We start from the raw sequence: 12,735 nt of genomic DNA, 5'->3' as shown, positions 1-12,735 counted from the left end.
CTTGTATTTAATTAAGAAAGGATGAGCAAGTGTGACTTGCTCATATAGATTTACTTAAAAGATTGAGTTGCTTGGCGTATGTTTTCAGATATATAGGCAATTAAATAAACAAAAACAGTGAGTGGTAAACCAAATATAAACAAGGCAATTTTGTACTTATTAGCAACTGTTGATTTAGGTAATGTGATTGCAAAGCAAACGCTCATGGCTAACCAAAATAATGCTAAAAGTGGTGATAGGGTTGATTGAGGGTGAGATAAATCACAAGTGCCAAATGAAATACTGGCAATAGATGCGTTACCTATTTCTATACACTCGTTGCTGTTGATAAGGCTTAATGTAATTACTGTTATGATTAATACTAGTAATAGAGGTAATAAGTGTTTCATATTTTTTTCCTTAATTATTTAATTTTATGGGTCGCTCTATAGCGCCTAAACAAATTAAAACGATTGGAAAAAAATAACGATAACAAAGCCATTAACTCGTTATTATAAAGTTATAACCATGGTGTTACCTTGGTTATAACTTTTATAAATCATTACTATTCAATAGGTTGTGTTTTACTTCGGCGATAAGCTGATAACCTCGCTTCATTACAGACTTTATATATTTAGGGTTTTTTGTGTCGTTATCGTTAAGGGCCACACGTAGTTTGCTAATCACTCGCCGAACTGCGGTATCGGTTACGATTTGATTCTCCCATACATTATTGTGTAACTCTTCAAGGCTAACTATTCTTGGTTGTTGCTCTATTAAGTAACTAAGCACCTGCATGCATTTAGGCTCTAATGTGTAGAGGTTATCTTCTTTAATTAAAGATTGCTGCAGGCTGTCAAAAGTGTACTCGCCAATTGTTAGCTGATTAACACTCGGCTTTTCAATAACGGGTTCTGCGCAATCATGGTTAGGTTGGGCTTTATTTTTTGCGGTGGTTGAATATTTTTTATAAATGCGAGATACCATCATTGCAGTTAAATTCATTAATAGTACTAACGGGCTGAGTGGGAATGCACACAGAAAAAGTAAATATTTAAACCCCACGTGTATATTTGGTTTATTAAGAGTCTGTCCGAATAACACGTTTAAAAGCATCCATATAATAAAATAAGGCGTAAGGGTAATTGAATCTATTTGCTCTCCACAAGCGCCATATTTTACTCCCTCTATGTAGTTTGATGCTTCTAAACAAAACGCATTAGCTTGGCTGCTAAATAAAATGAGTGATATAAAAATAAGTAGGTGTTTCATTAAAAAATCCATTTAGAAGAGGCGGCAAATAATACCGCCTTCATTAATGTTAAATAGCCGATTTTTGTTTTGCTATCCAATCGTTTATAACGTCTTCAAGTACTGCCATAGGGAGCGAACCTTGGCCTATTACGGTGTCGTGAAAGCTGCGAATATCAAATTGTGCGCCGAGTTCTTGTTCGGCTTTGGCACGCAGCTGGCGTATTTTTATTTCGCCCATTTTGTAAGAGAGTGCTTGGCCTGGCCATGAAATATAACGATCTATTTGATCTTCTACGGCGCTTTGCGGTAAAGCGGTGTGACTGGCTAAGTAATCAATCGCTTTTTGACGACTCCAACCAAAAGCATGAATACCGGTATCAACCACTAAGCGCACTGCACGCCACATTTCGTAGCCTAAGCGGCCAAAGTCGCTGTATGGATTTTGGTAAAAACCCGCTTCTTTACCTAATCGTTCGGTGTATAGCGCCCAGCCTTCGCCAAATGCAGAGTGGCTTAGGGTACGTCTAAACTCAGGGACATTTAGCTCCATTGCAATGGCGTTTTGTAAATGGTGCCCGGGTATGGCTTCGTGCAGACTAAGGGCTTCTAAATTATATAAAGGTTGCAGTTTAGGTGTTGAGGCTAAAAAGTAGGTACCTGGTGAGCGGTTATCGGCCGGTGGCATATAAAATGCTCCGCGGCTCGCAGAGCCTTTTATAGTAAAAGTATTGCGTGGTAAATGGCCAAAGTAAGTGGGTAACTTGCCATACATTTTTTGCGTTATAAAGGCGGTTTTTTCGAGTAAGTCTTGCGCGTCTTTTGCGTAAAATTGCTCATCGGTTGCTAAAAATTGTAAAAAATCGCTGTACGACCCCTCAAAGCCAACTTCATCAATGATGTTTTGCATTTGTGTTTTAATACGTGCCACTTCTTTAAGGCCAAGCTCATGTATTTGCTGAGGAGTTGCATTTGTTGTGGTGTAGTAATTAACCGTGTACTGGTAGTAATCAAGCCCGCCTTTAATGCTTGCAATTCCTGGCTGCGCTCTGCAATGTGGCATGTATTCATTAACAAAAAAATCGTAAAAGTGCTGATAAGCAGGTACGACTTTTTCGGCAATAACGGTTTGCGCTTTTTGTTGGTAATCGTTTTTTTGCTCATTGCTAAACGTAGTGGGTATACGCGTAAAGGGCTCGTAAAGGGCGCTGTTTTTGGGGTTTTTAACTATGTGCGCGCTAATGCTTTGGCTGTAGTTTTCAAACGTTTTACAGTAATGAGTAAAGCCGGTTTTAATCCCGTCTTTCATCAAATCAATGTTTTGCTGATTAAAGCGCGGGTAATCAGCAAGGCTGATTAAAAATGTGTTGTAATCATCGGGGGTTAAAAATGCCATATTGGCCGGTGCTTCGGCAAAATAAGTATGCCAGCCACTTAAAAAATTAACCGGAAAATACTTATCTTGATAAAGATAACTTTGTTGTTCGGTTTCGCGTTCATATTTAAATAAACGGTAGTTCATTAACTGCTCGTTATTGAGCGTTTTAGGGTCAATGCTGGCTAGGCTTTTTAACACGCTGTTGTTATATGCTTGGCGCTTTGCAATGGCTTGCTCGCTCCAATTTGGTAGTGTGCCATTTGGCTTCCAACCATCTGGATCGGTACGAAAAAATATTTTTTCGGTTTGGGCATTTTGCCAGTGGTTATCAATAATGGTTTTTAAATCGGTATTACTGTTGGCTAAACTTGGTAGCGACACTAAGGCTAAGCACGCAGCTAAAAGGTTTTTTTTAAACATAGTTATCCGTATCAAAAAGTGAATTGTTATGGTTATTTATGAGTTTATAATTGTTATGTTAACTATATTACCAAGTTAACTTTATTAAAGCGCTGGTTTTTACATAACCCCACGTTTATTGTTTTATTAACGCCAAAAAGGATTAAAGATAAAAATGACTGTCATGTTTAATAAAGTGATGACCTTAATTGATGAAGCCAATAACCAAGACCCAAATACAGCGCTTTATAATGGCCAAAGTGTATGTAAAGAGTTTCTTTATGCAATACATATGAGCGACATGCTTAAGCGCTTTAAACCCAGTGCCGATGAGCTTATGCAAATTGCAGTGCACGGGCAGCACATACAGCGCTGGAAATCGCCGCGTAGTGACTTTGAGATGAATAAGCAAGGCTATCATCAGTGGCGTAGTGCACTTTATATATTTCATGCAAGTCGTGTTGCTGGGCTCATGAAGCAAGTGGGATATAACGAGGCTGAGCAAAACAGAGTGTACAATGCAGTTGCTAAAAAGAATATTAAACGTAACCCAGACAGCCAATTAGTAGAAGATGTAGCAAGCTTGGTTTTTATTGAGCATTACATGCTAGATTTTGCTAATGCTAAACCAGACTACAACGAAGAAAAGTGGATAGGTATTATTCGTCGTACGTGGCAAAAAATGTCTGATGAAGCGCATAAATTTGTATTAGCAGGAAATATTACTTTGCCTACGCCGCTTGTGGGGCTTATTGATAAAGCACTTGAGTGAGTTTATTGCATTATAAATAACAAAAACGGCGTACTAAAAAGTACGCCGTTTTTTGTAGTAAATTAATTCGTAGCGAATTTATTTATTACGGTTTTCTTTTGCAAATGCACGTATTTTACGTTTTTGCGAAAGCGTTACTTTATTAGTACGCCCTGCAAATGGGTTATCGCCTTCTCTAAATTCAATTTTAATTGGCGTGCCCATAATTTTAAGTGCTTTACGGTAGTAGTTCATCAGGTAGCGTTTATAGCTATCGGGTAAATCGTGAACTTGGTTACCGTGGATAACAATACGTGGCGGGTTATAACCACCGGCATGGGCATATTTAAGCTTAACACGACGACCACGAACAAGTGGCGGCTGGTGATCGGCTTGAGCCATGTCCATGATACGACGTAACATTGCAGTGCTAATTCGTTTAGTGGCTGACTCGTATGCTTCGTCAACTGATTCAAATAAATGACCTACACCTGTACCATGAAGTGCAGAGATAAAATGTAAGCGGGCAAAGTCAATAAAGCCTAAGCGACGATCAAGCTCTGTTTTTATGCGATCTTTAACGTAGTCATCTAAGCCATCCCATTTATTAACGGCAATAACTAATGAACGACCTGAATTAAGGGCAAAGCCTAGTAAGCTTAAATCTTGATCAGAAATACCTTCGCGCGCATCAACAACCAGTAACACTACGTTACAGTCTTCAATGGCTTGCAATGTCTTGATTACAGAGAATTTCTCTACTACATCGCTTACTTTTTTACGCTTACGGACCCCCGCAGTATCGATTAAAATATATTCTTTGTCGTTACGCGTCATCGGAATATAAATTGAGTCGCGTGTTGTTCCAGGCATATCGTAAACAATAACCCGGTCTTCGCCTAGTATGCGGTTTGTAAGCGTTGATTTACCTACATTTGGACGACCGATAATTGCCAGTTTTACCGGCTTATCTGCAAAGGCTTGGTGATCGGTATCATCGTCTTCACCTTCTTGATAAAGATCGATTAGCTCGTCATCATTCTCTGCAACATCTTCATCTTGTGCAGCAAGCTCAGCAATAACGGGCTGTAAGGTATGCTCAAGTAATAATGTAATACCACGACCATGTGCGGCTGCAATATGATGAATATCACCTAACGATAACTGGAAAAACTCTGCACAGTTTGAGTCGGCATCGATACCATCGGTTTTATTAGCAACGACAAAACATTTCTTTTCTTGCTTACGTAAATGGTTGGCAATAGCTTGGTCGGCTACGGTCATACCTACGCGGGCATCAACTAAAAATAGAACGATATCGGCTTCTTCAATGGCTAATAGCGATTGATCAGCCATTTCGATTTCGATGCCTTCTTCTGAGCCATCAATACCACCCGTATCTACCACGATAAATTCATAGCCATCGTAATTAGCTTGGCCATATTTTCTATCTCGTGTTAAGCCTGGAAAATCGGCTACGAGTGCATCACGAGTACGTGTTAAACGGTTAAATAATGTGGATTTGCCCACATTGGGTCGCCCAACTAGAGCGATCACGGGAAGCATAAACTACCTCTTTAAAAAACAACAAAAGGCTTCGCTGAGCGAAGCCTTACAAAAATCAATTAACTATTAGTGGGTTAGACTAATAGCATAGAGTTAATTTGGTATTGCTACCGCACTAACTTCACCATCTCTGGTGTATAAAATAAGTTTGTCATCAGCAACAACTGGCTCTATAAAAAAGCCTGAACTGTCAAAGTCTTCACGGGCAACAAGCTCGCCGGTTTCTTTGTTTAGCCAATGCAAATTACCTTCTTGGTCACCCAATGCTAAATAGTTACCAGCAATTGTAGGACCCGTTAAGTACCAGCCACGTAAGGCCGGTTGACTCCAGTGTTCAACACCTGAATCTTTATCGAGTGAATAAATAACGCCATCGCTATCAACAACGTATATATCTTGCCCGTCCATTGATATTTCACGGTAGCTACTATATTCACGTTTCCATACCGTATTACCTGAGCGGATATCTACCGCTGCTAAATTACCATTGTAAGCAATAGCATAAGCATATGGGCCGCTAATAATTGGCTGTGTGTCTACATCAACTAAACGTTCAAACTCAGAAGCGCCTTTTGCCACGGCAATCTCTGCACTCCAAGCTGAGTATCCATTTTCAGAAATAAGAACATTAAGCTTACCCGTTTCAAGACCAATCAATACACCGCCATTAGCGATTGTTGGAGAGCTTTGACCACGTAAAGTTAATGCAGGTACTTCTTGTTCAAAGCTCCAGCGTTCTTCACCGGTATCTGGGTGTAATGCTAGTAATTTACCTGAAGCTAAGTTTACAAAAACTAAGCCATCACCGGCAGCTGGTTTTGAAAGCGCTTCACCAGGCACTGATTTACGCCATACTTCTTCACCGGTTTCACGATCAAGCGCAATTAGTAAGCCGTGTTCTGAGCCGATGTAAATTTTACCATAAGCTTGTAAAATACCACCTGATAGTTTGGCATTTAGTTCATCTTCCCATGGCCAAAATGAACTTTCTTCGCGAACATCGGTTTCCCAAAGCGTATCACCGTTCTCTAGTGAAAGTGCTTCGACTTTCCCTTCGCGGCTAGCTACATAAACCGTGTCTTTATAAATTGCAGGTGCTAAGCGAGAAAAATAGTGCTGCACCCCATCGCCAATCGATTCTTGCCAAATAACGTCGGTTTCAAACTGGTTTACCACCGTTGGTAATATCAGTTCTTCTTCATCACTTGACGAACACCCTGCCAAAGTAGCCATACATAAGGCAAGGGTTGCGGTAGTAAATTTTTTCATTGTTAACACCTTATGCCGCTGGTGAAGTTACTGCGAGGTCGTCTAACTTAATTTGTAAAAGAGGGTTAGAAACTAATCCACCGGCATCAACTGCTGCCTGATAAGCACTACGAGCCTGTTCTTTACTTCCTTTAGCGCTGTATACATCGCCTTTTAATTCAGCGATATTTGCACTAAAAGCCTCAGGTAAAGGTGAGTCTAATAATGTAAGTGCATCATCAAATTTTTCTGTTGCAATATAAACACGTGCTAAACGAGTGGCTGCTATGGCTTTTAACTCTTGGTTTTGTGCGTTATCAACAATCCAATTTAGTTTGCTAGTAGCAAGGTCTAATTTATTTTGGTCTACGGCATCTTTTGCAGCAACAAATGCAGCAAGTGTTGCGTAGTTAGTGTCTTTATGTTCACTAATAAATTGATCTGCTTGGCTTAATACATCATCGCTTTGCACTAAAATGGTGTAAACGTCAGATGTGGCTTCAGCTGTTGTAATTTGGTTTTGGTTATATGCTTTCCAGCCGTATAAACCGCCTAGTCCTAATACGACGCCTAGCGCTAACGTAACGCCGTTCTCACGGAAAAAACGTTTAATGGCTTCTGCTTGTTGTTCTTCTGTTGAATAAATGTCCATTGTTACCTCTTTGTATCGGCTCAGCTGTTGATTAGCTCAGCTAATAGCGCTTTTGCTTGTTCTAGGTTTAGTGTGACTTGTTCTTTACGTTCTCGTAAGTATTTAATTGTCACAACACCTTGTTCTAATTCATCTTCACCGATAATAATTGCGACTAAGGCATCGCTTTTATCGGCACGTTTTAATTGTTTTTTAAAGTTACCACCGCCTGCGTGAACTAATACACGTAAACCGGGCACTTCTTTGCGTAAACTGGCAGCTATTACCGGTGCTTGAATACTGGCTTTGTCGCCCATCGCAGCAAGGTATACATCGCTGTTGCGGCGTATTTCGCCGGTGCACTCTAAGGCTTGTAATAAAAGTACTAAGCGTTCAAGGCCCATAGCAAAACCAACTGCTGGCGATGACTTACCACCTAACTGTTCAACTAAACCATCGTAACGACCACCGGCACAAACAGTACCTTGTGCGCCTAAACTGTCTGTAACCCACTCAAATACAGTGCGATTATAGTAATCTAATCCACGTACCAGCTTTTCGTTAATCGTATATGAGACGCCAGCTGCGTCTAAACGTTCACATAAATTTTCAAAATGTTCTTTTGATTCAGTATCTAAGTGTTCTGATAACTTAGGAGCGTTTGTTAATATGGCTTGTACGTCTGGGTTTTTGCTATCAAGCACACGTAACGGGTTAGTATGCATGCGGCGTTTAGAGTCTTCATCTAGGCTCTCTACGTGTTGTTCTAAATAGCTTACTAATGCTTCACGGTATTGAGCACGTGCTTCATTTGAGCCCAGTGAGTTTAGTTCAAGGCGAACATGTTCACTAATTCCAAATTGCTGCCAAAGTTGCGCTGTTAGTAATATAACTTCAGCGTCGATGTCGGCTGTTGCAATACCAAAGGTTTCTAAACCAAACTGATGAAACTGACGGTAACGTCCTTTTTGTGGGCGTTCATGGCGAAACATTGGACCCATGTACCAAAGACGTTGCTCTTGATTGTAAAGCAATCCATTTTGATTACCCGCACGTACACACACTGCGGTCCCTTCTGGGCGTAATGTTAAGCTGTCGCCGTTATGATCGGCAAACGTGTACATTTCTTTTTCTACGATATCGGTTACTTCACCAATAGAGCGTTTGAAAAGATCGGTTGATTCTACAATTGGAAAACGAATTTCTTGATAACCGAAAGATGCAACTGTTTCACGTAAGATGTTTTCTACTTTCTGCCAAACTTGCGTATCGCCCGGCAGACAATCGTTCATTCCACGTATTGCCTGAATTTGTTTTGCCACTGCTAAATCCTAAAAACTGTATATGCGTATAATTTAAAAAACTACGCGACTAAAAAGAATGCTTAAAATTGACCCGCCATTATAGCGTGATCAGTAAAAAGGTAAACGGCAAACCAGCTTGTTTGCCAAGTATAATGCTATTTATTCGACAATTTTTACATCGATAGGAGTTTGCTGCTCTTTTTCAGCGATAAAGTCACGTACATAGCCTTCAAGTTGGTCAACAATATTATTGTTATCGATACGTGCTTTTTGACGCTCACCGTTAATGTATAGTCCTGAGCGGCGATTTGCCCCTGCTAAACCGATATCACTTACTAATGCTTCACCAGGACCATTTACAACACAGCCAATAACCGATACCGACATGGGTTCAACGATGTCTTCGAGGCGCTCTTCTAATTGGTTCATGGTGCTCACTACATCAAACTCTTGGCGCGAACAACTTGGGCAAGCAATAAAGTTAATGCCGCGCGAGCGAATGCGCAGTGATTTTAAAATATCAAAGCCTACTTTTATTTCTTGTACAGGGTCGGCAGCAAGCGATACGCGTAATGTATCGCCAATGCCTTCGGCAAGTAGCATGCCTAGGCCAACGGCCGATTTAACCGAACCAGAACGCATCCCCCCGGCTTCAGTAATACCTAAATGCAGTGGTTGGTCTATTTCTTTGGCTAATAAGCGATAAGCACCCACGGCTAAAAATACATCAGAGGCTTTTACCGATATTTTAAATTGGTCAAAATCAAGGCGGCGTAATATGTCTACATGGCGCATCGCTGATTCTAATAAGGCTTCAGGGGTTGGCTCACCGTATTTTTCTTGCAAGTCGCGCTCAAGTGAACCGCCATTTACACCAATACGAATTGGAATATTATGCTCTCGGGCAGAATCAACAACCGCTCTTATACGCTCTTCACTACCGATATTACCTGGGTTGATACGTAAACAATCAACACCATATTTAGCGACTTTTAGTGCAATGCGGTAATCAAAGTGAATGTCGGCCACTAAAGGAATCGACACTTGTTCTTTTATGCTTTTAAATGCTTCGGCAGCGTCCATTGTAGGTACTGATACACGCACTATATCGGCCCCTGCATCTTGTATTGCCTGAATTTGTGCCACCGTGGCATCAACATCCATTGTATCGGTATTAGTCATCGACTGCACGGCAATCGGTGCGCCATCACCAATAGGAACATTACCTACGTTAATTCGGGTCGATTTACGGCGTTTAATAGGAGATTCTGAAAACATAGCGGTTACTCTGCTAACGGTAATTTAAATTTGGCTAAACGATTTGGTGCAAAAGCTGAAATATCAACGTTCTCACCATTTAATGTAATACTAACAACGGTATGCTTACCTAGCACGACCGAAAAAGGAGCTATGCCGCTGACGGTCATGGTATAGCCTGCTTTTTTAACTCCAAATGCAATTTTATCGCCTTGTGCATCATGTATTTCAACCCAGCTATCGTCACTGAAGTTCATGACGATGGTGCTATTTTTTGATGCATTTTGCTCTGCGGTTTTTATCTCTGCAGGGGCAATGACTGGACGTGCAATGTCAGTCGTGTCGCTTTGCCCTAAGGTGTTATTTATTGTATTTTCTTGTTGCGGCTGTGCTTGCGGTGAAGCCGTTATAGTTGAAACTGTTTGTACGCTAGTTGGTGCATCATCTAATAACGTGCTTTGCGTTGTTTGACTACGATCGTTTTGAACAACATGACTTGCTGTTAATTGCGATTGTTGTGTGCCTACACCTGTATTTGAATTAGATCTTAACTGTACTTGCTCTTCAATTGGTGTGGCATTTTGCCACCACCATACTGCTGACGAACCAATCACGATTGCCAAAATGAGATAGCTGACAAGCATTAAACGATTGTCGTTAGCTTCTTTTTCTGTGCGTCTTGAAAAGCTTTGCATTTTCGCCGGTTTTTGAGGCACTGGGGCCTCTGGCAGTAAAGCTAATATAGGTTCGCAGTCGATATTTAATTCTCGGCAGTAGTTTTTAATATAGCCTTTTACAAAAGTGGCTGGGCCGAGTAATTGAAACTCATCATTTTCTAAATGTTGTAATTGCACCACCGATAACTTTAAAGGGTTGGTGAGTGATTCAAGGCTAACGTTAGCTTGCTCTCGATGGCTTTTTAAAGTGTGTCCAACGCTTGGCTGATCTTGCGTTTCAGTTTGTGTATTTTCTTGTGTCATAATTTGTATGAATCTGGATCCACTAATAGAAGTCGGTGCCCAGGTGTGAGTTCTATATCTGGGCTTAATTTATTCCATCGCATTAATTGGTCAATTAATACTTGTTGCTGGGTGGCTATATCGTATAGCGTATCACCGGTTTTAATTTCATAATAAACATTTGGATCGTTTAAGTAGATTTTACTTCCATTCACTACACGATCAGACTCTTTTAAACCATTCCATTGTAATAATTTTTGTAGTTTAACATTGTATCGTACTGAAATGCTAAATAGGTTTTCGCCAAATTGAATTATATGAAAAGGGATTGTCAACGGCGATACTTTAGGGTTTAACATTGCCATGCTTTTGTCTGTACTTGTTTGGCTGTTGTTAAACATATTTTCTTGTTCTGCTTTGTTGTCGTTTGCAAATACGGTTGTATCTTTTGTAGCGCGATAAAATACAACTGATTCTTCGTTTTCGCTCGGGGCGCTGACTGACGTGTTAGGCGTTGTAGTTGCTTTATTAATGTTTGTTGTAGTGGGTGAACCAAAAGAGATGATTTTTACACTATTTTGCTGAGTTGTCTCGGCGGATGGCATTTTGATCATTTTTTCGATTTCAACCGATTGAGGCGTCACTTTAGGGGTTGCGACGCTTGTCGGTGGTGCCGATGCCATTATTGCAGAGAGTACTGCGGTCGTATCTGTACTTGGCTGCAATGTTTCAGCCGATGGCTCTATGTCGGTATTAACTGCTGTAGAGGGGGTTGAATCACTCTGTTGAGAATTTAATAGCGTATTAGCAGCCGGTGTACTGTTATTTTTAGTCGGCTGTACTGTGCTGGCCGATTCGTTATTTACACGGGTTATTTGTGCATCTAATGAATTTTCAACGGGTGTGGTTGCTTTGCCAGTGTTACTTGGTGTGGTTGTGATTGACTCAGTCGTTGTAAGGGCCGTATTTACAGGGTCTGTTTTGACAGTGTTTTCGGCGGCTATATTAGCGGCGACTAAGCTAGTTGAATTATTACTGACAGGGCGTTTCTTTCGCTTAATTATGATTTTTGGTGTTTTGTTTTGCGTATAAGCGGTGTCTTCTTGCATCGCTTTTAAAGAGGCTTTACGGTAGTTGTTGCGTAATATTTCAAATTCGCTTTTACGTAATGCTTGCTCTCGTAACAACACGGCTTCGTTAGAACTTGGGTAAGTTTGCTGTATTGTTAAGGCAATTTTTTCGGCTGCTTCAAGATGCCCAGTACGTTGTTTAATTAAGTATTTAAGTAATAAAAAACGAGGTGACACAAGGCCTTTATTTTCATACTGTACAATTAACTCATTCGCTTTATGTAAATCACTTTTTGCATAATACAAAGCCGCTAAGCTAATAACCGTCGATGAACGTTGAGAGCTGTGATTCATTGCCTGAATAAAATAGCTTTGAGCCGCATCAAAGTCGTCAAATTCGATAGCACACAAGGCTAAATTTTCGTAGCTTTCGGCGACACGTATATAGCTGGGGATGGCAATTGCTTTTAGAAATTGATCGGTTGCTTCATCATATTTATCGATACTACATAAAAATACCCCATAGTTATTTAAGGTATTTGGGTCATCAGGTTTGATACTAAGGGCTTTTTGATATGACTTATCAGCGAGTGTATCTTCGCCAACTTGTTGATAGTAATACGCGAGTGAGTAATGTACTTCAGGGGAGTGTGGAGCAAACTCCATGGCGCGTTCGAGGTTGTATTTAGCTTGCGAGTTATTGCCTGCTGCTAAATATTGTAACGCTAAAGAGATTCGGGTTCGTGCAACGCTTTCATTATTTATGGTGCTATCGGGGACGGGTTTATCGCTACCTTTATAACTTGTTTCGGTAACGCATCCCGTTAGAGTTAGTACACCCATTGTTAACACAAGTAATGATCGCATTTCCATATCTCTTATTTTTTTTCTATAGCGCCTATCTTACCGAAAAGCCTTTATGTTGCATCAATTATTTAGAAA

General features: G+C 40.5%; 11 protein-coding genes. 1 reads left to right on the top strand and 10 read right to left on the bottom strand.

The genetic code is table 11. The features are described 5' to 3' along the window. Positions 1 to 50: 50 nt before the first annotated feature. The 3 genes from J8L70_RS09850 to J8L70_RS09840 form a co-directional block, all read right to left on the bottom strand. Positions 51 to 389 carry a transcriptional regulator gene (locus J8L70_RS09850; protein WP_211055403.1) on the bottom strand — a complete coding sequence of 113 codons (339 nt, stop codon included), beginning with the start codon at positions 387 to 389 and terminating at the stop codon, positions 51 to 53. A 142-nt stretch (positions 390 to 531) separates the two neighbouring features. Next, positions 532 to 1,251: a winged helix-turn-helix domain-containing protein gene (locus J8L70_RS09845; RefSeq protein ID WP_211055402.1), complete on the bottom strand. Its 720-nt coding sequence runs from the start codon at positions 1,249 to 1,251 to the stop codon at positions 532 to 534. Between the two features lie 49 nt (positions 1,252 to 1,300). Continuing rightward, the gene (locus J8L70_RS09840; protein ID WP_211055401.1) at positions 1,301 to 3,028 is read right to left on the bottom strand and encodes a DUF885 domain-containing protein; all 1,728 of its coding nucleotides are present in this window, start codon (positions 3,026 to 3,028) and stop codon (positions 1,301 to 1,303) included. Between the two features lie 163 nt (positions 3,029 to 3,191). Here J8L70_RS09840 and J8L70_RS09835 point away from each other — a divergent pair, with 163 nt between their 5' ends. Beyond that, positions 3,192 to 3,779, top strand: a complete 588-nt coding sequence (locus tag J8L70_RS09835; protein ID WP_211055536.1) for a DUF4202 domain-containing protein — start codon at positions 3,192 to 3,194, stop codon at positions 3,777 to 3,779. Between the two features lie 78 nt (positions 3,780 to 3,857). Here J8L70_RS09835 and der read toward each other — a convergent pair whose 3' ends face one another. The 7 genes from der to pilW form a co-directional block, all read right to left on the bottom strand. After that, a complete protein-coding gene (der, locus tag J8L70_RS09830; protein ID WP_211055400.1) occupies positions 3,858 to 5,324 on the bottom strand; it encodes a ribosome biogenesis GTPase Der in 1,467 nt (488 codons plus the stop codon). A 93-nt stretch (positions 5,325 to 5,417) separates the two neighbouring features. Further along, positions 5,418 to 6,593: an outer membrane protein assembly factor BamB gene (bamB, locus tag J8L70_RS09825; RefSeq protein ID WP_211055399.1), complete on the bottom strand. Its 1,176-nt coding sequence runs from the start codon at positions 6,591 to 6,593 to the stop codon at positions 5,418 to 5,420. Positions 6,594 to 6,603: 10 nt separating this feature from the next. Further along, positions 6,604 to 7,224, bottom strand: coding sequence for a tetratricopeptide repeat protein (locus J8L70_RS09820; protein WP_211055398.1), 621 nt, complete (start codon positions 7,222 to 7,224; stop codon positions 6,604 to 6,606). A gap of 20 nt (positions 7,225 to 7,244) precedes the next feature. Next, positions 7,245 to 8,525 (bottom strand): histidine--tRNA ligase, encoded by a 1,281-nt coding sequence (gene hisS, locus J8L70_RS09815; RefSeq protein ID WP_211055397.1) that lies wholly within the window; start codon positions 8,523 to 8,525, stop codon positions 7,245 to 7,247. A 141-nt stretch (positions 8,526 to 8,666) separates the two neighbouring features. Continuing rightward, positions 8,667 to 9,785, bottom strand: coding sequence for a flavodoxin-dependent (E)-4-hydroxy-3-methylbut-2-enyl-diphosphate synthase (gene ispG / locus J8L70_RS09810; RefSeq protein WP_211055396.1), 1,119 nt, complete (start codon positions 9,783 to 9,785; stop codon positions 8,667 to 8,669). Positions 9,786 to 9,790: 5 nt separating this feature from the next. Beyond that, positions 9,791 to 10,744 (bottom strand): RodZ domain-containing protein, encoded by a 954-nt coding sequence (locus J8L70_RS09805; protein WP_211055395.1) that lies wholly within the window; start codon positions 10,742 to 10,744, stop codon positions 9,791 to 9,793. Continuing rightward, a complete protein-coding gene (pilW, locus tag J8L70_RS09800) occupies positions 10,741 to 12,660 on the bottom strand; it encodes a type IV pilus biogenesis/stability protein PilW (RefSeq protein WP_211055394.1) in 1,920 nt (639 codons plus the stop codon). The genes J8L70_RS09805 and pilW overlap by 4 nt, the downstream gene beginning before the upstream one ends. Positions 12,661 to 12,735 lie beyond the last annotated feature (75 nt).

Source organism: Pseudoalteromonas sp. MMG010, from assembly GCF_018100905.1.
Taxonomy (GTDB): Bacteria; Pseudomonadota; Gammaproteobacteria; order Enterobacterales; family Alteromonadaceae; genus Pseudoalteromonas.
Note: the sequence above shows the minus strand (reverse complement) of the source record. Positions and strands in the feature narration are given on the sequence as shown.

Excerpts from the sequence above, each read along its gene's own strand:
- J8L70_RS09835 (WP_211055536.1), top strand. The coding sequence starts at position 3,192 with ATGTTTAATAAAGTGATGACCTTAATTGATGAAGCCAATAACCAAGAC.
- J8L70_RS09845 (WP_211055402.1), bottom strand. The coding sequence starts at position 1,251 with ATGAAACACCTACTTATTTTTATATCACTCATTTTATTTAGCAGCCAA.
- J8L70_RS09805 (WP_211055395.1), bottom strand. The coding sequence starts at position 10,744 with ATGACACAAGAAAATACACAAACTGAAACGCAAGATCAGCCAAGCGTT.
- ispG (WP_211055396.1), bottom strand. The coding sequence starts at position 9,785 with ATGTTTTCAGAATCTCCTATTAAACGCCGTAAATCGACCCGAATTAAC.
- pilW (WP_211055394.1), bottom strand. The coding sequence starts at position 12,660 with ATGCGATCATTACTTGTGTTAACAATGGGTGTACTAACTCTAACGGGA.
- J8L70_RS09820 (WP_211055398.1), bottom strand. The coding sequence starts at position 7,224 with ATGGACATTTATTCAACAGAAGAACAACAAGCAGAAGCCATTAAACGT.
- der (WP_211055400.1), bottom strand. The coding sequence starts at position 5,324 with ATGCTTCCCGTGATCGCTCTAGTTGGGCGACCCAATGTGGGCAAATCC.
- J8L70_RS09840 (WP_211055401.1), bottom strand. The coding sequence starts at position 3,028 with ATGTTTAAAAAAAACCTTTTAGCTGCGTGCTTAGCCTTAGTGTCGCTA.
- J8L70_RS09850 (WP_211055403.1), bottom strand. The coding sequence starts at position 389 with ATGAAACACTTATTACCTCTATTACTAGTATTAATCATAACAGTAATT.
- bamB (WP_211055399.1), bottom strand. The coding sequence starts at position 6,593 with ATGAAAAAATTTACTACCGCAACCCTTGCCTTATGTATGGCTACTTTG.